Genomic DNA, 24,468 nt, shown 5'->3' with positions numbered 1-24,468 from the left:
TTATCCTACTAACATTCACATCCTTTCTCCATGTAGCATTTCCTCTTTGCTCATTATATACTTCTCTTTACCATTTTTTCACACCTTTTTCATATAGCCCTCCTGCTAAAAATATATTATTCTTTTTTTATAACATGTGTAGGGTGACTTATCATTTCTTACGTCTATATAATAGAATGCGTCAAAAAGGAGGGAGAGACCGATTGAGGAAAAACAATTAGTTGCAAAAGCACAGCAAGGAAGCGAACATGCTTTTCGTATCCTTGTACAAACATATCGTCATTATATTTTTCAAGTTATCTTTTCCATTTTAAGACATGAAGAAGATGCTAAAGATGTTACACAAGAAGTATTCGTAAAAATTCACGCCTCTCTCCCAAATTATCAATTTCGCGGATTAAAAACGTGGATGGCACGTATTGCCACCAATCACGCTATTGATTATAAGAGAAAAAAAGCTAGAGAAAACGAAGAACTCTCCTTATGTAAAGAAACTGCGGAAAATATAAAATCCTCTCATAATATCGAGGCATTATTATTGACGAAAGAGCAAAAATTACTCATTGCTCAAAAACTGCGAGAACTTCCCGACAATTACCGTGACGTCGTTCTCGCACATTACTTAGAAGAAAAAAGTTATCAAGAAATTGCTTTGCAAGAAAATATTGAAGTGAAAACAGTCGAAATGAAACTGTATCGGGCAAGAAAATGGATTAAAAAACATTGGAAGGAGGAAGAGTTTCTATGATGCATTATTCAAAAGAAGATTGGCGCAATTATACATTAGATGTTATATCAAACAATGAACGTGAATCTATGGAAGAACATCTTTATGAATGTGATCATTGTTTAGCACTTTATATGGAAAGTATTGATGAACAACACGAAAACCTTCCAATGATAAATGATGATTCATTTACGAACGAAGTTATGACGCAAATTAATTTTGAAACGTTACAGCCTAATGAAAATATAAAAACAAACTCACTAAAGCGCACAATTATTCACTACATAATTGCGACTGCGGCTACAATTATTTTTATGGTAAGTGGTTTATTCCAGTATATTTTCACAGCGACATCAAATTTCGAGAAATCTTCAAAACATAACGAGTCTTCTATCTCACAACAAATTGTAAACAAATCGGTAGACACATCAAAAAAGGACGGAGGTTCAAAGCATGAATAAAAATCCCTTTTTAGCACTTGTGTTAGGGCTAATTCCTGGGCTTGGACATTTATATTTAAAGAAATTCGGACGATTTATTTTATATAGCGGCGGGGCTTTATTTCTATTTATCTTTGCAGCATTTTGTACAATAGCATTAGGAGCGCGTGATATTGCTTTTCTTTCTCTATTTTTACTAGTCGTGTTATGGGCGATCAATTTATTAGATTTAGTTATCACTATTATTAATCAATCGAAAAAACAAGCAGCCGGAGAATTTACAGAGTCCTCTAAAGAAAGCGAACGATTTTATATCATTCTTCTATCAATCATTCCTGGGCTTGGTCATTTTCAATTAGGACTTATGCAACGCGGACTTACATTTTTAGTCGCTTGCACAGGAATCGGAAGTATGATTATATTCGTTGCACTCTTAACATCTCAAGGAAGTTTCCTTATCTTTCTTATTACATTACCTGTTTTATGGATTTATAATTTCTTCGATGTTGTTCAACAACTACAGAAAAAAGAACGCGGCGAGCAACTAGATGACCGTACTATTTTCGAAGAGTTTGAAGAGCACCGAGAACAAGGAAAGAAAAATAAAACATTCGCTTCCATTTTAGCAATGTTTCCTGGAGCAGGACATATGTATTTAGGCTTACAGCGCCGTGGTCTTCAGCTTATGGCAGCCTTTTTACTATCTATTTATTTGCTCGACTTATTAAGACTTTCTGCGTTTTTATTTTTAGTACCAATCATTTGGTTCTATAGCTTTTTTGATGCGTTACAGCAAACTGCAAAATACGGAAAAGAACGTGTAAATGACGAACCTATCATTGACTATTTTATCAATCATCAAAGATGGATCGGTATTGGGTTAATTACACTCGGTGGTTATTATTTATTAGATCAAACAGTCCTTCCTATTTTGAATGACTATTTTGCAACTATATTTAATATTCATCTTAGCGAACTATATTATCGCTATTTCCAAACATCTATCGTTGCTCTCCTTTTAATTGGTGGCGGCTTTAAATTGTTACTTGGAAATAAAGAAAACAAAGGTGGTACAAACGAATGAGAACATGGCGCGTTGGAACATTCTCAATGGGGCTCTCCATTATTACATTAGGTTGCTTTTTACTATTTTCAGTCGTAAAAGGAGTTCAAGCATTAGATACATTAACAGCCTGGTGGCCTGTTTTACTTATCATACTTGGCGCTGAAATTTTACTATACCTTCTATTTTCTAAGAAGGAACATTCATTTATTAAATATGATATTTTTAGTATTTTCTTTATCGGAGTTTTAGGAAGTGTTGGAATTGCTTTTTACTGCTTATTATCAACTGGATTGCTAGAAGAAGTTCGTCATTCTATTAACACAACTAGACAAACGAGTAATATTCCAGACGGACAACTTGATATACCTGAATCTATCAAAAAAATCGTAGTGGATGCGGGGCATCACCCTCTAACGATAGAGGGTGATAATACAAATCAAATTCATCTTTTTGGAACATATGAAATGACGACAAAAACAAATGAAAAACCTAATTTAAAAAGAGATGATTTCCTTTCAGTTCAAACGGCTGGAGAAACGATGTATATAACGTTAAAACCATTACCGGTTCAGCATACGTTTTTTAACTTCGCACCACAGGTGAAACAAACACTCGTTCTTCCGCAAAATAAAAATGTAGAGATCCGCGCTTCGAATAACGAACTATCTCTTTATCCAGGTCAATTACAAAATAATTGGTTTGTACAAAACAGTTCAAACGTATCTGTTCATTTAACTAAAGAAAGTGATGTTTCTTTAACAGCCGTAACAAATCAAAAAGAAACTCACGGAAACACACCTTGGGAACAAGTAGAAGATTTAGCGAAAAAAGAAAATAATTCTTCAGAAGAAAATCCAGAATTAAATGGGCAAGAACATTGGTATAAAAACTCGATAAAAACAGGAAATGGAACGTACAAATTAAATATTGAGAAAGCTTATAATTTAAATATGAGCGTTATCGAAAAATAAGAAACCTTCCACAATTGTGGAAGGTTTTTCTCATATAATCGCTTTTATTCCTTCTAAAATTAATCCAATCATAAAACCACAAACAGCCCCGTTCACACGAATCCACTGCAAATCTTTACCGACATTATTTTCAATCATTTCGATTAATGTTTTATCATCTAACTTATCAAGGTTTTCTTGCACAAGCTTTCCAATTTTCGAATGATTCTTTTCAACAATAGTAACAACTTGTTTTTGTAACCAATCTTCTATTTTTTGAACAGTCAATTCGTCTTCTTTTATTTTATTCATTTGTGTTTGTAAGAATGGAACAACATATTTATCAGCAAATTCTTCATTCTTCACAAAAGTAACTGCCCTACTCTGTACTTGCTCTAGCATCTCTTTTATTTTGTCAGTAGCATCCCAATTTGCAATCCATTTTTCTTTCCACTTCTCTAATTCCTGTAATAAAGATTCATTTTCTTTTACATTTATAATCTCTTGACGAATTTTCGCTAATATAAGTTGCCTTGTGCTATTATCTGCATCTTGTAAGCTGTTAATATTGCTAATGATAAACTTCTGCAAAATGCCGCCGATTTTATCCTCATCAACAATATTCATAAACGATTTCAAAGTAAACTGTAGGAATCCATCTACTTTTATGTTTTCCATCGCCTTCATGCCTAAGCTTCCGAGCTGATAACGTGCTTCATCTTGAGCTGTCCAATCTTTCACTTTTACTAATATGTAATCAAGTGTTTTTTCATCATATTCTTGCACTACTAATTGATCCACGAGAACTTGTAATATGTTACTTGTATTAATTGTATGCAAATACGTTTTTAATTCTTTTTCAATAATAACTGCTAATTTTTCCGTATCTATTTGAAGAATCGCTTTCTCAGCAATTGTTACAATCCCTTTTTTCACAGCATCAGACTGTAACTCTTTCTCAGCAATTTGCAGTACCATTTGTGCTAGCTGCATTTCTTTTACTTTACTTGTAATACTTTCTTTCGTCAGCCATTCATTTTCTAACGTAGAAACGAGTCCCTTTGTTACCCGTTTCCGATTTTTAGGTAATAATGCTGTATGTGGAATTGGAATTCCCAACGGATGACGGAATAAAGCTGTAACCGCAAACCAATCCGCAAGTCCACCAACTAACCCAGCTTCAAATCCCCCTTGTATAATCTCCCCAGCTACCGTTCCTTGAAAAGGGATTGAAGCCGCAAAACCTACGCCCATAACCCCAAGCGAAATACCCGCTATATATTTAGTCTGTAATGACATCGTATACACATCCTCTTATTATGTAAAATAAAGCTGTTTTGTTATATTTAATCGATATGAATAATCCTTTATAACTATACTATAAAGAACTAATGTGAAAATAACAAAGATTTTTATGTACATGAAAAAATGAGGCTTTAAATCGCCTCATTCTTCCTTACTCTGCTTTCGTTAATTCCGAACCTTTTTTATAATAACCACTCATCACGTCTTCCGGAACCATACTCCCACCAGTTCCCCACACAATATGAGTACCTTTCTTCACCTTCTCTGTTAACTGTTGTTTTTGTAAATACTCATTTTCAGCTTTACATACATTCAACGGCCCTATCATACCCGCTAATGCAGAAGGCTCTAAATAAATATTTTCAGTATCAGCCAGTTCTTTTAATAATCTATATAACTCCTCATCACTTACTGTGTAATTTCCACTCAAAAATGGTTCCATCGTTTTACCGACAAATCCAGATGGTCTTCCTACTGCAAGCCCATCCGCATCAGTTACATTGTCAATCCCGATATCTTGAACGGCAATTTTATCGTGAAGCCCTGTCATTAAACCGAGTAACATACACGGAGAGTGCGTAGGCTCCGCAAAGAAACAGTGCACATTGTCTTTGTACAATAACTTTAAACCAAATGCTACTCCGCCAGGTCCGCCACCTACCCCGCACGGAAGATAAACGAATAAAGGGTGCTCTTCATCTACTACAATTTCTAACTCTTCTAATTGTTTTTGTAAACGTGACGCTGCTACTGCGTATCCTAAAAATAAATCATGTGAGTTTTCATCATCAACAAAATAACAGCTAGGATCTGCATCTGCTTGCAGTCTTCCTTCTTCTACTGCTTTACTATAATCAGCTTCATATTCAATAACGTTTACACCTTTACTTCTTAATAAATCTTTTTTCCATTGTTTTGCGTCTGCTGACATATGGACTGTCACATTGAAACCTAATTTCGCACTCATAATACCGATGCTAAGCCCTAAATTTCCAGTAGAACCTACTGCAATTGAATGCTTCGCAAAAAAACCTCTAAATCTATCATTATCTAAAATTGAATAATCATCTTTCTCTGTTAACATTCCATGCTGAAGTGCCAGTCGCTCTGCATGTTTCAGCACTTCGTATATTCCGCCTCTAGCTTTTATTGATCCTGATATCGGAAGCCCACTATCACATTTTAATAGTAATTCCCCTAAAATAGGTTGCCCATAACTTTTCTCTAAAGATTGTTTCATAGAAGAGATTTTCACTAAAGGTGATTCTATAATACCGCCTGTTTCTTTCGTTTCAGGAAATACTTTCGCAATATATGGTGCAAAACGCTTTAATCTCTCTTCCGCGTCTTTTACATGTTCTTCATTAAGTGGCGAATTTTTTATTGCTGTTTCATACTTTTCCATATTCGGGTTTATCCAAAATACTTCTTCTGTTGCGATTAAGTTATTTACTAGTGGATATTGCTCTTTTAATGCCTCTATCTCCTTCATTCCTCTTCCTCCTCATATCCTTGTAGCTAGCCATATAATAAATTATAATTAAATTAATTTTAATATAGTTTAACATAAATAATTCATTTTAGTTAATTTCAATTTAATTTATTTAAATATAATTTAATAATTATTAAGGAGCATTTATTATGGAAAATATAGATATTGGTAAAAAGATTGAAAAACAAAGAAAAGAAAAAGGATTAACTAGTAAAGAATTAGCAAAGATGGCCGAAATCACACCATCAATGCTTAGTCAAATTGAACGTGGTTCTGCTAACCCTTCTATTCAAACATTAAAGGTACTTGCAAAAGCTCTTGATGTTCCAACATTTAGTTTTTTACTTGAAGAAAATAATACAGACGATTTAATTGTACGTTCTCATAAAAGAAAAAAAATGATTATCGATAATTTATCATATGAATTGTTATCACCTGATTTCACAGGAAATTTAGCAACAGCAATTATGACTATCCCACCAAATACTGCTTCATCAGAAAATGTTCTAGAGCATAAAGGTGAAGAATTAGCATTTGTATTAGACGGAAAAATCACATTGCACTTAAATGAAGAAGAATACACATTAGAAACTGGTGATAGCGTAAAAATACCAGCTTATTTAAAACATAAATGGGTAAATCAATTCGAGAAAAATGCGATTGTTTTATTTTCTGTTACTCCGCCGATTTTTTAATTCATATGATAATACAAAAATAGCCATGCTCTCCGTGCATGGCTACTTTTATTTTTTTGGTACTAACAAAATCCCTAAACTAATAACAAAAAAACTGAGTATTTGCTGTATTGAAAGACCAAATAGAACTGAATTTTGTTCACTAATAAGTGAAATAATGATATGAGCAATTCCCTCGCAAATTAGAAAAAAGCTTATATTCTTTCCATTTCCTAATCTTTCATTTTTAATCCATAACGAGCCAATTATACCGAGTGCGAGTATAATCTCATACATGAAAATAGGATGATACAAAAATTTTGATTCATATATTTTCATCCCCCACGGCAGTGTCGTTTGTGCACCTACTTCTTGATGGAATATAAAATAAAAGATTATACTCACGCAAAATCCAAAAGGTAATGTATCAAGTAAAATCCGAAGAGAAAATTGCTCTTTTTTACTTTTCCAAACAATATATATACTCGCAATTACGCACCCTACTATAATATGCTGAATACTTCCTACAGCTAATAATGCTGGCATTGGCGCCCCAATGGCCCATACCGGATTTAAAATTGCCGGTGCGAATTTCCATACTAATACAATGATAAGAAAGCCATTCGTTACTGCATCCATCATTTTTTCATATTGAATATTTTGCTTTTTCATCCTTAGTTTCATTAGAGTAAATCCAAATAAACTTCCTATTATAAGAGAAACGGGTTGTAACCTCACCATCCACTCCATCACTATGAAATCCCCTCTTAATTCTCAATTATTTTCTTAAACTTCTCTTCTAATTGATCTGGAGGTAATACACCTCGTGCATGATCTACAATAATTCCATCTTTATTAACAAAAAATGTCGTTGGTAAAGAAAATACTTTATAATCTATTCCAGCTACTCCGTCCATATCTAATAGAACAGGAAATTTAAATCCGTGACGATCTGCAAATGCGCTCGCTTCTTGTACTGGATCCCCGATTGTTGCATTTACCGCAAAGATTTCAACATCCTCCTTATATTTATCATACAAACGAACTAGATCAGGAGCCTCCATTTCACATGGACCACACCATGATGCCCAAAAATTAATAACATATGGTTTTCCCTTTGCATCATTTAACGAATAAAGCTTCCCATCTAATCCTTTTAATGTTATGTTCGGCGCTTTAAATCCCACTTGTGGTAATACTTCCTTCTCTTGTAACTCCGCTTGTTTCGCTTTTCTTTCTTTTTCTTCTTTCTTAGTATTATAAAAGTTAACTCCGGCCCAAATTAGTGCCCCAGCTAGTATAATAGCAATTAGTTTCTTCACTTTTCTTCCTCCTCATTTCTAAAATCCCATAAATCCGCCGAATAGACGAATAAAGAACGCTGTAATTTTCGTCATTTGATTTGTATATAATAAAACCCCTGTTAAAATCATCATTCCACCGCCGATTTTCATCATGACATTGGCATAAGTAACAATCCATCTTACCTTTCCAATAAAAAATGCCATCACGAAAAACGGAACTGCAAAGCCAAGAGTATATGCCGTAATATAAAGAAGCGCACTTTCAGGATTGGTCGCCCCGAGCATAAGCACTGCAGAAAATATCGGACCAACACACGGTGTCCATCCTGCTGCATATGTCATGCCGACCAAAATTGAGCGAATATATCCTGTCGATTTACTTCTATACTGCACTTTTTTCTCTGCCATAAGCCACTTAGGCTGAAACAATCCAGTCATAAATAACCCCATCAAAACAATAAAAACCCCACCAATTTGCTGAATCAATCTTTGATTAGATGAAAAAGTAATCCCAATCCAACTCACCGATAAACCTAACGCATAAAATATAACCGAGAAACCGATCATAAAAAATACTGTATGTATAATCGCTGACTTTTGCATAATCCCACGATTTTCTTTTAAATCTTGAATAGACACACCTGTAATATATGATAAATAAGATGGATATAGCGGTAAAGAGCATGGTGATATAAATGAAAGTATCCCAGCCCCTACTACTAGCCAAATTGTTAAATCCGCCGCATTCATTTTATCCCTCCTAAACACACTACAATGCGTAGTGTTAATTATTAAAAAAAGAGGCTATATGCACTCTCCGACAATAAGTACAATCGACATACAAAATAGCCCTAACGTTACATATACTGAATTTGTATGTAATGGCATATTCAGCTTAACAACTTTCTCATTCAACACTTGCTCAATTCGTAAATTAATTGCGGTTTTCGCAAACGACGCTGTAATACATTGATTTTCCATCGTCTTTATTTTAATTAACTTTAATAATGCACTACCTAGCTCAAATGAAGATTTCATTTTTTGCATCGCATATTTATCTGCTGATAGCTCTTGATATACATGATAACGCTGCAACATCCCTTTTAATATAGGAATATACATCATTCCCTCAGCTAACAATGTAAAGAAAAATAACTTTAATGGATCTCGATTTTTTTGATGATATTCCTCATGTAATACAATCGCATCAATTTCTTCCTCAGAAAATGCCTGAAACATTCCTTCTGAAATGACAATTTTCGGTCGAAATAATCCAATTGTAAATGCCGTAATCTGTAACGTTGATAATACGTACACTTGCTTTCCTTTTCTAGTAATAGACACGAGATTTCTTTTCAATCTTTTACTATAAAAAAATTGCTTCCAAATTCTTTTACTCATAATGATTACAGTAAATAACAGTAATCCGGCTATCATTATACGAAGTATTGATAGTTCCCTCATATGTTTTTGTAATTCAAATAAACAAAATTGAGAAAGGAAAAATGCTTTATTTTGAAAAAGAAATGGGTATGTAACGTAGTATACTAACATGCTTAAAAAAAGCACACTAATAGTCACTGCTAACAAAACGATTTTACGCATTTGCCACTTCATTTTATCGGTCCTCTTTTTTTAGCCGACTTAATTTCTCTTCTAATTTTTTTATTAAAGATGGATCAGCTTGTTCTAACTCATCTATCATATGGTTCACAACAAGATCTCCAAATTCACCCATTAATTCCTGTGTCATTTTCTTCGTTTGATTAGATAAAAATTCTTCCTTCGTTTGTGTAGTACGATACATACCACTTCTTTTCACAATATGCTTTTCTAAATGTGCTTTCTCTACTAATCTGTTCATAACTGTCATTACAGTATTAAAATTCACCGGGGATTCTTCACTTAATTTCTGTTGCACATCTTTAATGGTAATACCCTCAGTAGCCCAAACAATCTCCATTATTTTCGCTTCAAGCGGTCCGAAAAAGTGATTTAACCCTTGCTCATTTAACTTGTAGTTTTGAGTAAACATCGTATGCCCCCTTTCACACTACAGATTGTAGTATAAAATGTATAGAAGGTCAAACATAAATGATATTGATACTTAAATGAATCCTAATCTCCACTAATTAGTTATCTGTACCACGTTCGATTCATTGTAAACCTAACTTCTCTCCAAATGTATCATAGAGATAATATTCTAATATTTGCACACTAAATTTCTCATTACGCCCAAGTGCAAATAATTCCCGATCTTTTGCTACGATAGTATCTAATGGAATCACCACCTTATCCACTATTTTTGTAATTTCAATTACATTACTTTCTACGTTTACTTCTGTTTTAAATTCAATATTTTCTAATACTATATGTGAACGTCTTCCTGATGCAAAAAAAGTAAAGTTAGGATTTTTAAAAATTCCAATTTCACTCTCTAACGGATATAAATATTTATAAATTATATCTCTATGTCCATCTTTTATTATTTTTTCATCTTTTTCATCGTCTAAATATTCTTTCACCTTCGCTGCGAACTCAAATCGAAAATCCACTCTTTCACGCTCCCTCTTTTCAGTTTACGCTAATAAATATATCGATATAATTTCACCATATTATAGAATAAGTTCCTATAAAAAGTAAAAAACATTTTTGTAAAACTTCTGGTATTCCCCGTACTTTTTAATATAAATACTCTTTCAATATTCATTAGTACGTCGTTATATTCATTTAAACATATTGTTTCCATACTTTGAAACAATATTATCCAGTATTATATATCAATAAAGTGAAACTTTAATCAGTGGGGGTTTTGTTCATTCCCCACTGATTATTAGCCTTCACCAATCGGGCGTTTACGGGCAGCAGGGCTCCCACCTAACTGCTTTGCTCCAGTTGAATTTTGAGGCGGGAGTTTACTGCCCGCAAATAGCGGGATAAACTGCTTCTAATTCCTTTCTATCTACAGCTAACGATACCTCATGCTATTTCAGTATATTGTTTACTTTATTTCCCCTTATTCATTAAATCACAGAAGGAATGTAACTCCCCACTATCGAATTTTTACATAACAAATATTATTAGGTGGTGCTTTACTATGAAATTAGCTGTCATTGGTGGCGGTGATTTACAAGATCCAAATCACTTGCATATTAATGAACGACTTATAGAATTAACGAATAAACAATACCCAAAAGTATTATTCATTCCTACAGCTAGTCGTGATGATGAAGGATATATAAAGTTATTTTTAGAAACATTTGAAAAGCAATTACATTGTGAGGTTCAAATTTTACGCATTTCAACCGAAACACCTACTAAATATGAAATAGATGAGATGATTCATTCTGCCGATTTAATTTACCTTGGCGGTGGAAATTACGTTCACATGCTTGAACAATGGAAAGAACATAAACTAGATGAAAAGTTACTATTTGCTTTAAAACGTGGAACACTTATTGCAGGATATAGTGCCGGTGCTATGTGCTGGTTCACATCTAGCATTCGTTCAGATTATGAAGGTTCCGGTTATATAGAAAGTAGTGGCTGGGGTATTGTTAACAAAAGATTTTGCCCCCATTACAATCAATTAAATAGAATGAATGCCTTCCATACGTTTTTACAAACTCACCAAGGTAATATAGAAGGTATTGCATTAGAAGATAATTGCGCTTTATATATTACAGAAGGTTCATTTGAAATTATCGGTGAGCCAGATACAGCTTGGGAGTTTTATATGAATAATGGAGAACTCATTAGACAACATTTTGACATAACTTTGAAAAGTTATTTATAAGCATTCATAAAAAAATGTCCCTAAGTATAATGACTTAGGGACATTTTCATCTTTTAACTCACTAATCGTGTAATTCGTTTCTTCTGCCATGAAAGCTTATAATATGCATACTGTAATATTAAGCTGACGATGAATGCAGCTGGATACCCAATCCATATCCCTTCTATTCCAAGGCTCGTATGGTAAGAAAGATAATACGCCACAGGTACTTCAACAAGCCAAATTGATACAACACTGATTACAGTTGGCCATAATACAGTACCACTTGCTCGCATTGTCGCACTAATGATTTGTGCATGACCGAAAATTAAGTAGCTCCATAATGTAATCATGATTAGACTATGAGCAATGTCAATTGTATTTTGACTTGTTAAAAATAGTGCTAAAATATCTCTTGAGAACAAGTAAATAAGAGATATTAATACACCACCAATGATATAATTCATAATAATTCCGGCCTTAACAACTTTCTGCAATCGATCAAATTGGTTCGCACCAATTGATTGCGCTGCAAAAATTGATACCGTAATACCGAGGCTAACCGCTGGCATTTGTACATAACTTGCAACTTGGTTCACAACGCCATACGCCGCTGTTGCATCTGACCCATAGCGATTCACAAATGCGATTACCGCAATTTCTGATAATGAAACTAATATCATATTAATACTCGCTGGAATACCAAGTCGTAATAATAACTTTAATAACTCCCAGTCCATACGAAGATATTTTCTTACTGTAACGTCTAATTGCAGTGGATGATTTTTCTTCTTTAAATACACTAGCATGACAATAAACGTAATAACTGTAGATATAACTGAAGCATAGGCTGCTCCGTAAACATCTAATTTCGGAGCTCCTAACCAGCCAAAAATAAGAATTGGTAATAAGATCATATTTAGCGCTGTACTTACGATTAAAAAGTAAAATGGCGTTTTTGAATCTCCTGTACCTCTCATAAATGTTGTATATGCAAAATATAAGAATAATACTGGCATAGATATAAATAAAATTCTTGCGTAATGCACACTTATTTCAATAATATTTTCTGGCGTTCCCATAAGACGCATAATATCCATTGCAAAAATACTACCTATTATCGCCAACACGACTCCGATAATAAAAGTAAACGTAAGCGTCGTACCAACGATAGCTTTTAAGCGCTCCTCATTTTTAGCACCAAATGCCTGACCAATTAAAATTGAACTACCAGAACCAATTCCAATTACAAATGAAACGAGTAGGAAAAATAACGGAAAAAATGCCGATATAGCTGCTAGATCATTTACGCCAAGCCATCTTCCTACTACTACCATTCCAAATAACTGTCCAACTGATTGTAATACATTACTTAAAAGTAACGGCACTAAAAACATGGACATCGATTTCCATATCGGCTTATGTTCCGTTTCTGACTTCTGTGACTCTACACCTTCTTTATTGTTATCTGTAGGTGGTTTCAAATTTCATTTCTCCTTTTACTAAAAATCTGTTTTTCAACTTCTATCTCTTTGTATAGTTGTTATAACGATGTGCTTCCATTCATTTTCTTTTCCGTATTATTATAACTTCACCCAATATTGGCTTCCATCAGCTGTTCTATCTAAAAACCCATATTCGATTAAATATCTTCTTAAAGTTACAAAATCCGGGTATACACTTTCTATGACAGTATTTACTTCTTTTTCATTGTACTTTTTATTACTATCAAACTTCGTCACTAAATGGCGTAATATAATTAATTTACGCTTTTGCTTCTTCGGAAATTTAGAAAGCGGTCCATCTAATCCTTCTGTAAAATGTGCTTTTAATACTTCCTCATTTTCTTCTTCCGTAATATTGTAGCGATCATCCACCATCGTAGCTGTTCTATGAATCGGTACAAATTTAGTTTGAACTTTTGATTTTTCTTCTGACAATTCCATTAACGCTAAAAATACTTTCGCTTGCTTCATTTTCTCGCGCAATGTAAATCGATGATTGCGAATCGTCGATGTGCTCCCGCCATCCATTTCTTTTACAATCTCTTTATCGTTAAGTCCCATATGGAAAAACTGAACCATTTTCTTTTGCAAATCAGTTAAGCCTGTAAACTTTTTATCAAGATTTAATAAATATTCAAACATAGATGTATGCTCATTTTGAATATGCAACTGTACAAACTTCTCTGCTTCATACAAAACTTGATTTTCTTGATAAATAACCCCTTTAATAAACGTTTCTCCACAAGCTAAACAAACATACTCCTCTGCTTCCTTGTCAAATACATACCCTTTCTTCAATTCCTCTATCGACGCATCCCAAAACTTCTCTGAAATATCACTCATACTAAACATTCCTCCAAAAGGTTTATTAAAACCATAAACAAATTACGATACCGTTTATTACCACTCCATCATCTTACCATACCGAAAGCAAACAATTCAACATTTCGTTTACCTATTTTACAAACTTTTATAAAAATATCTATTTATGCGTTATAAAAAGGACTTATCCCAACAAACAGCGAATGTGTTTTAGAAACCACTTATTATTAAGATGTGAAATATGCTGTTCAATATTTAAGTGATACAAACTTAATTCAACATGGAACCGGCATTCACACATCCCAAAACTTCAGCATTCAATTTTAACTACAAAAAAGGTGTTTCCATATACGAAAACACCTTTTACCCTTTATATATTTTATAAACAACTTCCACTAAAACTTTACTCGCTTGTACAAATACATGTTTTCGCTTTCCATCCTCAGCGAATCTATTTGAGCAGCCATTCATAATCATCATACAACTAATTATGACTAGCACTACACTTCTATTCTTGTTAGTCACTTTATACCACTCCACTATTAAAAACTTCATTTAAATTTATCCTATCAAAAAATTTTACACGAATAATAAACCGAAAGAATATGTAATTCTGCATATTCTTTCGGTTTATTACGATGTTGTGATTTAATTTAGTTAAATAACACGTATAACGAGGTGACTAACTTGAAGTTTAAAGCGAAAAAAAATCCATTTCACGTCATTTTTATTACATTATTTATAATTATTTTTTTCATTTCGCTATTCTTCCAAAACGAAAATTCTATTTTTTTCACTCTTATGATGCTGTTAAATATCGTGAATCTCTCTTCATTCTATTTCTCTCACTACAACATAACGGAATCTTCTCTTATTGTAAAACACGGTTTCATATTACGTACTGAAATTCTATTTGAAGATATTCGTCACATTAAATACTCTGGCAAAACACTCCGTTCAGAAAAATGGACTAGGCAGCAATTAGAAATTGATTATAATTTATTTGACTCTGTGACAACTTTCGTACCACAAGAAGAAGAAAAATTCATTTCACTCTTAAAAGAGAACTGCCCACATATGAAAGTAATGAATACGTCTTCTAACAAATAATATCTTTTGGAGCTTGCAGTAGTACAAGTGGCGGAAACATAAAATAAATATCAAAAAAAGCCAAGATTCTAAACTAAGAACCTTGGCTTTTTCTATTACTCTTTCGGAGCAATCATTTTTTTCGGATCTACAATTTCATCAAATTGCTCTTCTGTTAATAGGCCCGATTGCAATGCTGCTTCTTTTAAAGTTAACCCCTCTTTATGAGCATGCTTCGCAATTTTCGCTGCATTTTCATATCCTATATGCGGGTTTAATGCAGTAACAAGCATTAATGAACGATTCACATTCTCTTTAATTACTTCTTCATCCGCTTCAATACCAACTGCACAATTATCATTAAATGAAACAATTGCATCTGCTAATAAGTGAGCGGATTGTAAGAAGTTATATGCAATAACTGGTTTAAATACGTTTAGCTCAAAATTACCTTGGCTCGCAGCAAATCCGATTGTTGCGTCATTTCCCATCACTTGCGCTACAACCATCGTTAACGCTTCACTTTGCGTTGGATTTACTTTACCTGGCATAATAGAGCTTCCTGGCTCATTTGCCGGAATAATAATTTCTCCTAGACCACTACGTGGACCACTTGCCAGCCAGCGTACATCGTTAGCGATCTTCATTAAATCAGCTGCTAATGCCTTTAATGCACCATGCGTATATACAACTTCATCATGGCTCGTTAATGCGTGGAACTTATTTGGTGCAGAAATAAATTGCTTACCTGTAAATTGGCTAATTTCCTCTGACACCATCTCACCAAATTTAGGATGAGCATTAATACCTGTTCCAACTGCAGTACCACCAATTGCAAGCTCTTTCATATATGTATTGCTCTCTGCAATCATACGCTCTGTTTTTTCAAGCATACGGTGCCATCCGCTAATTTCTTGTCCTAATGTTAACGGTGTTGCATCTTGTAAGTGTGTACGACCAATTTTTATAATATGTTCAAATGCAGTTACTTTTTCTGCTAAAGTTTCTTTTAGTTTCGTAATTGCCGGTAATACGTGATTTTCTACTGCAATTACACATGCTACATGAAGCGCTGTTGGAAATGTATCATTTGAACTTTGAGACATGTTCACGTCATCATTCGGATGAATATGTACGTCAGATCCCTTATCTTTCAAAATTTGATTCCCTCGATTTGCAATTACTTCATTCACATTCATGTTTGACTGTGTACCGCTACCCGTTTGCCATACAACAAGCGGAAAATGTTCATTCCATTTCCCTGCAATTACTTCGTCAGCTGCTGCCACAATTGTTTCTGCTTTTTCTTCTGATAACTTTCCTAATTTTTGATTGCTAAGCGCTGCACTCTTCTTTAAAATGGCAAATGCTTTTACAATTTCAAGCGGCATTTGCTCTGTTCCAATCGGGAAGTTTTCTTTACTACGTTGTGTTTGTGCTGCCCATAATTTATCAGCTGGAACTTTTATTTCTCCTAATGTATCTCTTTCAATTCTGTACTCCATTTTTTCATCCCCTTGAAAATATAATACCTACATCTCTTATATTAACAGACTTTTAATCAAATGATAAGAATTCTCACTCATATATACAAATATTCAATATTTTTTTCATAAATTCCTCTTGACCTAAACTTAGGTTTAGGCTGTATCCTTTCCATTGTAACCTACTATAACGACACTGGAGGAATTCAAAATGAAAAAATATGCTTTCATAACAGGTGCGAATAAAGGGATCGGATATGAATTGGTTCGTCAATTAGCAGAAAAAGACTATCACGTATTTTTAGGTGCTCGTAATAAACAACTTGGACAACAAGCCGTAGAATCTTTAAATGTTTCAAACGTTTCCTATACTCAAGTAGACATTTCTAGTGCTCAATCCATTCAAGAAGCAATCAAAAAAATCCATGAAACGACTGACCACTTAGATTTATTAATCAATAATGCAGGCATAGCACTCGACTTCCATACGCTACCTAGTGAATTAAATATTGAAACTTTACGCCAAGGATTTGAAGTTAACTTTTTTGGAACATTCCAAATGGTGCAAGCCTTTTTACCATTATTAAAGAAATCAAGCAACAGTAAAATTATAAATGTAACAACTGACATGGCCTCACTAACAATGTTTGCTAGCGGTGAAACACACCCAATTAATACATTAGGATACAATTCTTCAAAAACAGCTATTAATGCTTTAACATTAGCATTTAGCAAAGAATTTGGTACTAACGGTCCAGCAATTTTCGGAGTAACCCCTGGTTTTACAACTACTGACCTAAATGGAAATTCCCCAGGTGGCCATACGACCAATGAAAGTGCTAAAATTATTATTAAATATGCATTAAGTGAAACAAACTATAATGGTAAAATACTAAATAAAGACGGCATTATACCTTGGTAATAAAGGGATGAATGATATGTATTATACAATTGGGCAAGTCGCCAAAATGCACCACTTAACTATTTCTCAAATACGTTATTACGATAAACAAGGACTGTTCCCTTTTCTTAAAAGAAATGAAAAAGGAGATCGCGTTTTTGATGAAGAAGCACTGAAATATTTAGAGATGATTTTATGTTTAAAAAACACCAGTATGCCAATTCAAAAAATAAAAAAATTTATCGACTGGTCTATGGTGGGGGAATCTACCATCCTTCAACGGTTGGAATTAATGAAACAACAGGAGACCAATGTCTTACAGCTCATTCAAGACACTGAAAAAAACTTAAAAAAGATACAACAAAAAATTGCTAAATATGAGGACGAAATAACTTCTTCAACTCCTATTATAAAATAAAAAATCACCTTCTACATATTGTAGAAGGTGATTTTTTATTTTATGATGCTTGCTTTCCTTTATCCGCATCATCTACATACCAAATGAACTTGCCTGTATATCCATAAATAACTGCTAAAATGAGTGATACGAAGCTTAGCCACATAAATGGAACGTATGATAATGTTGATACACCTAAAATACCAGCCATAAAAATACCATTATCAGACCATGGAACCATACCAGAAGTCAAAGTTCCACCTACTTCTGAGTTACGTGCTAATACGCGGCGATCTATTTTTAATTTATCATAGCTTTCTTCCATAATTTTTGGTGTTAAAATAAGTGATACGTACATCGCACAACCAAATATGTTAGCTAAAAACGCAACGATTAATGTAGACAATGTTACATTACCTGCAGAATTTAATTTCTTCTCAAATTTCGATACGATTACCTTTAGAACACCTAACTTTTCAAGTAATCCACCAAAACCTAAGCCGAAAATAATAACGGCTACTGAACCAAGCATACCATTAATTCCACCACGGTTTAATAACTTATCGACAAACTCGACACCAGATTGAATTGAGAATCCGTTATATGCTGTTCCAATTGCCTCTCCAAAGTGCATTCCTTGGAAAAGTGTTGCCCAAATTGCACCAATTAAAGCTCCCATAGCAATTGTTGGCATAGATGGTTTCTTCATCGCCAATAGCACAATAACGATTACCGCTGGAACAAGCATCCATATTTTAATATCAAAGTGCTTTAATAAAGATTCTTTTAAAAACTCAACTCTATTTAAATCTACATTATCCCCGCCATACATCCATCCAGCAACAGTAAACATAATGCTGGTAATAATATAAGCTGGAACGTCTAATACGAGCATAGCTCGAACGTGAGCAATAACATCTACTTTCGCCATAGAAGCTGCAAGAACTGTACTATCAGAAAGTGGTGATAATTTGTCTCCGAAATAAGCTCCTGAAAGGACTGCACCCGCAACAAGCGGAAGTGGTAATCCAAGCCCTTCACCTATCGCCATCATAGCAATACCTGCAGTTCCAACTGTTCCCCATGATGTTCCTGTCGCGATAGAAGTGATTGAACAAATAATTAAAGTTGCCAATAAGAATATGCTAGGGTGAATGAATTCTAATCCATAATAAATTAATGTAGGTACAACCCCACCAGCAATCCACGTTCCAATTAAAGCCCCAACTGCAACTAAAATAAGAATTGCTTCTAATCCATTAGAAATCCCTTTCGTAATTGCATCTTGCAATTCTTGATAACGAAATCCTAATCTTAATCCAAGCGCAATAACTAAAAACCATGAAATAAATAGCGCTAATTGAATTGGGAGATCAAAAATCGTTTGGAAGGAAAAGACGACAGCAAGAAATAGGCATAAAAGAATAATAATTTCTAGCATCGATGGTAATCTTACACTTTTCATTTTTTTCTCTCCTTACAAGTCGATAACATGATGTATGTAGTCTTACGTGTATGTAGTATACAATTAGCGAAGACAAAACAAAATTTTCATATTATTTCGATTTATTTTTTCAGTATAATATATTCACAACCCTTTCTATTGTAAAAGTAGATTGCGCTTTTCGCAATGAAAAATATAAAAAATGTTGTATTTTTATTTATTTAGATAAAAACACCTAATGAAATAAAACTTTAATCAATGAGGATTTTATCCATCCCCACTAATTATTAACTCATAATAACCTTTTTAATATTTGCCTCAACAAAACTTTTTACTACCGCTTTCACCTCATATGTAATAATATATTTCCACATAAAAAAAGAGCACACATCATTTAATCGATGCATGCCCCTCTTTTATTTATACATATTTTGTATCTCTTCTTTATTTTTAAGTATTTCCGAAAACTTATCGCTACAACCTTTCGGAAATAAAACTCCAAGTCCATATGAATGCCCAAACTGAAAATGAGGGTATTTCACCTTGACCTCATCCCAAAACTTATACACACCGAAATCACCGTTTTTAACTTCAATATCATGAAATAATACAATACCGTTTTTCGCAACTTTAGGTAACCATGTTTTATAATCATGAGAAACAGCTTCATACGTATGATAGCCATCAATATGCAAAAGATTTATCGTTTCATCTTGAAACTCATCCAGAGCATCATCAAAAGTAGACCGAATTAAATTCCCTATATTCAGGTAGTTATCCCTCACCACTTTTTCTACTATTTGAAAAACCCCTTCTCCATATGGACCTGTATGCCCATCTCCAGCCCAAGTATCTACAGCAAAACATTTTGTGGCTAACCCACCATCTTTTACCCCCTGGCAAAAACTAAAAAAGGAAGCACCTAAATGCGTACCTAACTCAACTAAAGTTGCTGGTTCTTCAAATCTTACTAAATCATATGCGAAATCTAAATGCCCACTCCACGCAGATTGTGACCGAATAATAGGACTAAATTTTTCAAATTCAAACGATGGTTTATGAGTAACCCAGTTCATCGCGTATCTCCTTATACACATATTTTTAACAAACCAAATTACTCTTATCTTTATTTTTTTGGCGTCGCAATTATGATTATATTTCATAAAAAGATGAAGAATTACCCCATTCTTATTGGGGTAAAGCATCATATACATATGGATTTGCTGGCTTCTTAATCTTCTCTACTTTACTTATTTTCACAAGTGGAAATAGCATTCCTTAGAACCAGAAGCATTGAAAAACTTAGATGAACGATATGGAGATCAAATAACTGAACTTGTATTTATCGGCATCGATATGAATCGTTCTATTAACAGAAAAAGAAATGAACCAAAACTGGAATACATTTGTTGATCCTATTCCCGCTTTTACTTACACTTCATAACAAAAAATAAAAAGGCTTCCGTAGCATGGAGCCTTTTTCACTTTGTAGTACTCTTATTTAACCGACTTGCTTTAATAAGAAACACAATTGTACCTAAAACAATTAAGATAGCATATACGATACCAACTACATCACCTATTTTTTCTAAGCCAAACGGTAATAGTATAGTAGCAACTCCGACTATATAGGAAAACACACCTGAAAGCTTCGCTAATTTATTTTTATCTCCAACAAACGTTTCTTCCTGATAGCCTGCCAACAAAAACAATCTCTTTTTCACATGTATTTGATAGCCTAAAAAAATGATAAGTAATCCAACAAATAAACAAACCAAAAATCCTGCTAGCATTTTAATACCACCCTCTCTACAATATTTTACCACGCACAAAAAAATTTTCGTCTTCACCATAAATATTTTTCATCTAATTAGAAATTTCAGTTTATTACTATTCCTTTTTGTGATATATTGCATATTGTATCCAATATATATTTTGGAAAGGAGGACTATATGTCTTATGGATCCAAATCGATTAAAAGGAATTATAATGGTCATAATCGGTGCTTGTTTATGGGGCTTATCCGGAACAGCTGCGCAACAACTATTTCAATATGAAAATGTTTCTACTGAATGGTTAGTTACAATCCGTTTACTTATATCCGGTGCTATTTTGCTCATTATGTCATCATTCGGAGCGAACAAAAAAGAAATATTTGGAATTTGGAAACAAAAGTCTGATGCAAATAAGATAATTTTGTTCGGTCTTTTAGGCATGCTTGCTGTACAGTACACGTACTTCGCTTCTATTAAAGAAGGAAACGCTGCTGTTGCAACTTTGTTACAATATTTAGCCCCTATATTTATCACTATATACTTACTGTTCAAATGGAACGTCCGTCCATCAAAAATTGATTTTATTTCAATTGCACTCTCATTAGTAGGGACTTTTCTCTTACTAACAAACGGGTCTGTTCAAAACTTAGCTGTTTCCACACCAGCTATCATTTGGGGCATTTTATCTGGATTATCACTCGCATTTTATAGTTTGTATTCAAAAGAATTGTTAGAAAGATGGTCTTCATCTGTTATCGTTGGATGGGGAATGATTATTGGGGGTATTGGTGTAACGATTTTACACTTTATTTCTACAAACGAATTCATTTTATTATCAACTATGAAATATGTAAAACTAAGTACCCTCCCGCTCATTACATTTGTCGTCATTTTCGGGACACTCATCGCATTTTATTTATACTTAGATAGCATAAGATACCTTACGCCTAAAGAAACAACATTATTTGGCTGTACAGAACCACTCGCAGCTATTATTTCTTCCGTACTTATTTTGCACGTACCGTTTCAATCTTTTCAATTATTAGGTGCTTTTTGTGTCATTGTAATGGTGCTCATATTAGGCCAAAAACCAGATGAAGAAAAACCAAAATTAAAGCTTGTTAATACGAAAAAGAAACATATACAATGAAAGGATTGAATTCACTATGCCTGTCCCTCAAAATTATAAAAAACCAGGAAGAGTTTCAGCAAAGTCACTCGTTTTAAATCAACTGCAAGATTGGATTATAGAAGGTGTTTTACGACCTGATGAAAAAATAAATGATGGGGAATTGGCAGAAGCACTAGGAGTAAGCAGAACACCTGTTAGAGAAGCTTTACAAATTTTAGAGCTTTCTGGATTAGTTGAAATGGTACCTGGGCAAAAAACGAAAATCGCGCCTATTAAGTTAGACGACGTATCTATCATTTATGAGACGATAGCTGGTCTTCACTCAATTATAGGAAAGCAAGCACTTCAAAAAGTTACAGACGCTGATATTAAACTACTTTCCGAGATAAATGATGCTTTTCAACAATCTATACATGAAAAAGATTCAAAAAAAGCTTTAGAACTAGATATACGATTTCACAATACAATTACTTCTATTGCTAAAAACCGATATATTGAACCTTTTCTAGAAAATATGCAACTTCACATTTTACGCCTTGAATATTTATTTTTCCAAAACTTCGTACCTGCAAGTCAATCTATTAAAGAACATCACTCTATAATTCAAGCACTACAAAAGCAGGATGAAAAACGAATGGAACAAATGATGTCTCAAAACTGGCTCCGTCCAATGAAAGAAATACAAAAAATAATTTCTATGAAATAATAAAGCTGGTTACACAAAAGTGTAACCAGCTCCTTCTTTAATAATCTATATGCTATGCCTGAATATTTGCGTAATCTTCAATATGCTCGTACTCTTTTTCCAATTCCTCTAAAGACAGCTCGTATAATTGTCGGTCGCGAATCTTAAACACCCCTGCTCCAATTAACTCATCAATTAAATGTCTCTTACGATTTTCAACAGCAAAACGGAGTTGACTACTCATCTTTTAAAAAACTCCTTTCTACGATCATTGAAAATGATAATCTTTATCAATTACCACTTTTGATTATAAAAGATGATTCTTAATAAGTAAAGTAATCTTATGAAATATTTACCTTACAAAGTATTTGTGGCCACATTATATATATGTATGCCACGCGAAAAATGTTATGACACTTTTTCATACCCTTTTTCTTTCATACTTTGCAAGTTGTCTCATTATGGTTAAATTCACCTTCTATTTCAACTTGAATGGTGACATGTTCTACATGAAATTTCCCTTTTAATACATCCGTTGCTTCTTTTAATACGCTTTGCGTTTCATTACCTTCGATAATAAGATGGCAAGTTAATACTTGAAAATCTGATGTTACAGACCATATATGTAAATCATGAACTTCTTTTACAATAGTAATATTTAATAATGTATTTTTCACCTCTTCAGCATCTATGTGCTGCGGTGCACCTTCCATTAATATATGAACTGTATCACGTGTTACACGCCATCCACTTATAATGACTAAAATAGACACAAGAATACTAGCAACCGCATCTGCAGCAGTCCATCCAAAAAATTTAATAAGTAACGCAGCAATAATCGCTCCAACTGAACCTAATAAATCGCCTAGTACATGTAAGAACGCACTTCTTAAATTTAAATTACCTTTCACATCTCCGCCTCTCATTAATATCCAAGCTGATACAATATTAATAAGCAGACCAAGCACAGCAATAATGAGCATTCCATTACTAGCGATTTCAACTGGTTCCTTAAAACGACGAATTGCTTCAATAAAAATATATACTGAAATGACAATAAGAACGACACCATTACATAATGCCGCTAACATTTCGACTCGCTTATACCCATATGTTTTCGCGGCCGTTGCCGTTTTTTCCCCAAGCTTGAACGCAAGTAAACTTAAAGCTAAGGATACTGCATCACTTAACATATGCCCTGCGTCAGACAATAGTGCTAAGCTATTTGTTACAAATCCGCCAATAACTTCAGCAATCATAAAGCTTGTTGTTAATAAGAAGGCAATTAATAACGCTTTTTTATTTTTTGAATGACCGTGATCATGTGAGTGTCCCATACAAATGCTCCTTTAAGTGCAATATCTGTATGTTAGTATGAAACACATTCCCTATCTTTATCCCCCATTAACGCCCGATAGTGAATGCTACTAATCCGTAGAAGATGAACAATACCCCACTGATTAAAGTTTCACTTTATCCCGCTTCCTCTGTATACAAACTT

The 24,468-nt window shown here is 33.7% G+C and carries 28 protein-coding genes and 2 pseudogenes; 12 read left to right on the top strand and 18 right to left on the bottom strand.

Going from position 1 to position 24,468, the window contains the following annotated elements:
- Window positions 1-202: 202 nt before the first annotated feature.
- From MR155_RS08510 to exsE, 4 genes are read left to right on the top strand one after another with little or no spacing between them, the layout of a single operon-like run.
- Window positions 203-748 (top strand): RNA polymerase sigma factor, encoded by a 546-nt coding sequence (locus MR155_RS08510; RefSeq protein WP_307897080.1) that lies wholly within the window; start codon window positions 203-205, stop codon window positions 746-748.
- The gene (locus MR155_RS08505; protein ID WP_002126705.1) at window positions 745-1,188 is read left to right on the top strand and encodes a hypothetical protein; all 444 of its coding nucleotides are present in this window, start codon (window positions 745-747) and stop codon (window positions 1,186-1,188) included. Before MR155_RS08510 ends, MR155_RS08505 begins: the two co-directional genes overlap by 4 nt.
- Window positions 1,181-2,251 (top strand): hypothetical protein, encoded by a 1,071-nt coding sequence (locus tag MR155_RS08500; protein ID WP_242309229.1) that lies wholly within the window; start codon window positions 1,181-1,183, stop codon window positions 2,249-2,251. Before MR155_RS08505 ends, MR155_RS08500 begins: the two co-directional genes overlap by 8 nt.
- On the top strand, window positions 2,248-3,204 hold the full coding sequence (gene exsE, locus MR155_RS08495; protein ID WP_002141220.1) for an exosporium protein ExsE: 957 nt from the start codon (window positions 2,248-2,250) through the stop codon (window positions 3,202-3,204). Before MR155_RS08500 ends, exsE begins: the two co-directional genes overlap by 4 nt.
- Window positions 3,205-3,234: 30 nt before the next feature.
- On the opposite strand, the gene MR155_RS08490 is transcribed toward exsE, so the two are convergent.
- Both MR155_RS08490 and MR155_RS08485 read right to left on the bottom strand, forming a co-directional pair.
- A complete protein-coding gene (locus tag MR155_RS08490; protein WP_002086386.1) occupies window positions 3,235-4,482 on the bottom strand; it encodes a DUF445 domain-containing protein in 1,248 nt (415 codons plus the stop codon).
- 157 nt (window positions 4,483-4,639) lie between these two features.
- Window positions 4,640-5,980 (bottom strand): D-serine ammonia-lyase, encoded by a 1,341-nt coding sequence (locus tag MR155_RS08485; RefSeq protein ID WP_242309227.1) that lies wholly within the window; start codon window positions 5,978-5,980, stop codon window positions 4,640-4,642.
- A 149-nt stretch (window positions 5,981-6,129) separates the two neighbouring features.
- Here MR155_RS08485 and MR155_RS08480 point away from each other — a divergent pair, with 149 nt between their 5' ends.
- On the top strand, window positions 6,130-6,675 hold the full coding sequence (locus MR155_RS08480) for a helix-turn-helix domain-containing protein (RefSeq protein WP_002012259.1): 546 nt from the start codon (window positions 6,130-6,132) through the stop codon (window positions 6,673-6,675).
- Window positions 6,676-6,723: 48 nt separating this feature from the next.
- Here the strand turns inward: MR155_RS08480 and MR155_RS08475 are convergent, their stop codons facing one another.
- From MR155_RS08475 to MR155_RS08450, 6 genes are all read right to left on the bottom strand, one after another.
- Window positions 6,724-7,407 carry a prolipoprotein diacylglyceryl transferase family protein gene (locus MR155_RS08475; protein WP_002086390.1) on the bottom strand — a complete coding sequence of 228 codons (684 nt, stop codon included), beginning with the start codon at window positions 7,405-7,407 and terminating at the stop codon, window positions 6,724-6,726.
- Between the two features lie 14 nt (window positions 7,408-7,421).
- Entirely contained in the window at window positions 7,422-7,976 is a 555-nt protein-coding gene (locus MR155_RS08470) for a TlpA family protein disulfide reductase (RefSeq protein WP_002031090.1), read from the bottom strand.
- Between the two features lie 18 nt (window positions 7,977-7,994).
- Entirely contained in the window at window positions 7,995-8,708 is a 714-nt protein-coding gene (gene ccdA / locus MR155_RS08465) for a cytochrome c biogenesis CcdA family protein (protein WP_242309225.1), read from the bottom strand.
- A gap of 54 nt (window positions 8,709-8,762) precedes the next feature.
- A complete protein-coding gene (locus MR155_RS08460) occupies window positions 8,763-9,575 on the bottom strand; it encodes a M56 family metallopeptidase (protein ID WP_002012264.1) in 813 nt (270 codons plus the stop codon).
- 1 nt (window position 9,576) lies between these two features.
- Complete coding sequence (locus tag MR155_RS08455; RefSeq protein WP_002135483.1) at window positions 9,577-9,993, bottom strand: BlaI/MecI/CopY family transcriptional regulator; 417 nt, start codon at window positions 9,991-9,993, stop codon at window positions 9,577-9,579.
- A 121-nt stretch (window positions 9,994-10,114) separates the two neighbouring features.
- Window positions 10,115-10,513 carry a DUF3942 family protein gene (locus MR155_RS08450; RefSeq protein ID WP_242309223.1) on the bottom strand — a complete coding sequence of 133 codons (399 nt, stop codon included), beginning with the start codon at window positions 10,511-10,513 and terminating at the stop codon, window positions 10,115-10,117.
- Between the two features lie 542 nt (window positions 10,514-11,055).
- On the opposite strand from MR155_RS08450, the gene MR155_RS08445 reads away from it, so the two are divergent.
- The gene (locus MR155_RS08445; RefSeq protein ID WP_002064712.1) at window positions 11,056-11,754 is read left to right on the top strand and encodes a peptidase E; all 699 of its coding nucleotides are present in this window, start codon (window positions 11,056-11,058) and stop codon (window positions 11,752-11,754) included.
- 53 nt (window positions 11,755-11,807) lie between these two features.
- Here MR155_RS08445 and MR155_RS08440 read toward each other — a convergent pair whose 3' ends face one another.
- From MR155_RS08440 to MR155_RS08430, 3 genes are all read right to left on the bottom strand, one after another.
- Entirely contained in the window at window positions 11,808-13,217 is a 1,410-nt protein-coding gene (locus MR155_RS08440) for an MATE family efflux transporter (RefSeq protein WP_242309221.1), read from the bottom strand.
- A 99-nt stretch (window positions 13,218-13,316) separates the two neighbouring features.
- On the bottom strand, window positions 13,317-14,081 hold the full coding sequence (locus tag MR155_RS08435) for a DUF2087 domain-containing protein (RefSeq protein ID WP_242309218.1): 765 nt from the start codon (window positions 14,079-14,081) through the stop codon (window positions 13,317-13,319).
- 342 nt (window positions 14,082-14,423) lie between these two features.
- Complete coding sequence (locus MR155_RS08430) at window positions 14,424-14,615, bottom strand: hypothetical protein (RefSeq protein ID WP_242309216.1); 192 nt, start codon at window positions 14,613-14,615, stop codon at window positions 14,424-14,426.
- Window positions 14,616-14,747: 132 nt separating this feature from the next.
- On the opposite strand from MR155_RS08430, the gene MR155_RS08425 reads away from it, so the two are divergent.
- Complete coding sequence (locus tag MR155_RS08425; RefSeq protein ID WP_242309215.1) at window positions 14,748-15,170, top strand: PH domain-containing protein; 423 nt, start codon at window positions 14,748-14,750, stop codon at window positions 15,168-15,170.
- Between the two features lie 95 nt (window positions 15,171-15,265).
- Here the strand turns inward: MR155_RS08425 and fumC are convergent, their stop codons facing one another.
- The gene (gene fumC, locus MR155_RS08420; protein WP_113735573.1) at window positions 15,266-16,654 is read right to left on the bottom strand and encodes a class II fumarate hydratase; all 1,389 of its coding nucleotides are present in this window, start codon (window positions 16,652-16,654) and stop codon (window positions 15,266-15,268) included.
- Between the two features lie 190 nt (window positions 16,655-16,844).
- Here fumC and MR155_RS08415 point away from each other — a divergent pair, with 190 nt between their 5' ends.
- A complete protein-coding gene (locus tag MR155_RS08415; protein ID WP_113938063.1) occupies window positions 16,845-17,555 on the top strand; it encodes an SDR family NAD(P)-dependent oxidoreductase in 711 nt (236 codons plus the stop codon).
- Window positions 17,556-17,562: 7 nt separating this feature from the next.
- Complete coding sequence (locus MR155_RS08410) at window positions 17,563-17,952, top strand: MerR family transcriptional regulator (RefSeq protein WP_080019756.1); 390 nt, start codon at window positions 17,563-17,565, stop codon at window positions 17,950-17,952.
- A 40-nt stretch (window positions 17,953-17,992) separates the two neighbouring features.
- On the opposite strand, the gene nhaC is transcribed toward MR155_RS08410, so the two are convergent.
- From nhaC to MR155_RS32015, 3 genes and pseudogenes are all read right to left on the bottom strand, one after another.
- Complete coding sequence (gene nhaC / locus MR155_RS08405) at window positions 17,993-19,396, bottom strand: Na+/H+ antiporter NhaC (RefSeq protein ID WP_002086402.1); 1,404 nt, start codon at window positions 19,394-19,396, stop codon at window positions 17,993-17,995.
- Window positions 19,397-19,791: 395 nt separating this feature from the next.
- Entirely contained in the window at window positions 19,792-20,451 is a 660-nt protein-coding gene (locus MR155_RS08400) for a class I SAM-dependent methyltransferase (protein ID WP_002168696.1), read from the bottom strand.
- A 112-nt stretch (window positions 20,452-20,563) separates the two neighbouring features.
- Window positions 20,564-20,653 (bottom strand): annotated as a pseudogene (locus tag MR155_RS32015) (TIGR03943 family putative permease subunit); the annotation flags it as partial.
- A 3-nt stretch (window positions 20,654-20,656) separates the two neighbouring features.
- Between MR155_RS32015 and MR155_RS08390 the strand changes: the two are divergent.
- Window positions 20,657-20,819: pseudogene (locus MR155_RS08390) on the top strand (GTP-binding protein); the annotation flags it as partial.
- A gap of 37 nt (window positions 20,820-20,856) precedes the next feature.
- Here the strand turns inward: MR155_RS08390 and MR155_RS08385 are convergent.
- On the bottom strand, window positions 20,857-21,168 hold the full coding sequence (locus MR155_RS08385) for a DUF3784 domain-containing protein (protein WP_113938062.1): 312 nt from the start codon (window positions 21,166-21,168) through the stop codon (window positions 20,857-20,859).
- A gap of 166 nt (window positions 21,169-21,334) precedes the next feature.
- Between MR155_RS08385 and MR155_RS08380 the strand changes: the two genes are divergently transcribed.
- Both MR155_RS08380 and MR155_RS08375 read left to right on the top strand, forming a co-directional pair.
- Window positions 21,335-22,300 (top strand): DMT family transporter, encoded by a 966-nt coding sequence (locus MR155_RS08380; protein WP_219301944.1) that lies wholly within the window; start codon window positions 21,335-21,337, stop codon window positions 22,298-22,300.
- A 16-nt stretch (window positions 22,301-22,316) separates the two neighbouring features.
- A complete protein-coding gene (locus tag MR155_RS08375; protein WP_002030983.1) occupies window positions 22,317-22,988 on the top strand; it encodes a GntR family transcriptional regulator in 672 nt (223 codons plus the stop codon).
- Between the two features lie 52 nt (window positions 22,989-23,040).
- Here MR155_RS08375 and fbpA read toward each other — a convergent pair whose 3' ends face one another.
- Window positions 23,041-23,211: a Fur-regulated basic protein FbpA gene (fbpA, locus tag MR155_RS08370; RefSeq protein WP_002012091.1), complete on the bottom strand. Its 171-nt coding sequence runs from the start codon at window positions 23,209-23,211 to the stop codon at window positions 23,041-23,043.
- 193 nt (window positions 23,212-23,404) lie between these two features.
- Window positions 23,405-24,304 carry a cation diffusion facilitator family transporter gene (locus tag MR155_RS08365; protein ID WP_002012090.1) on the bottom strand — a complete coding sequence of 300 codons (900 nt, stop codon included), beginning with the start codon at window positions 24,302-24,304 and terminating at the stop codon, window positions 23,405-23,407.
- Window positions 24,305-24,468: the final 164 nt, after the last annotated feature.

It is taken from the genome of Bacillus cereus group sp. BfR-BA-01331, assembly GCF_022663915.1.
GTDB classification, from domain to species: domain Bacteria; phylum Bacillota; class Bacilli; order Bacillales; family Bacillaceae_G; genus Bacillus_A; species Bacillus_A mycoides.
Note: the sequence above shows the minus strand (reverse complement) of the source record. Positions and strands in the feature narration are given on the sequence as shown.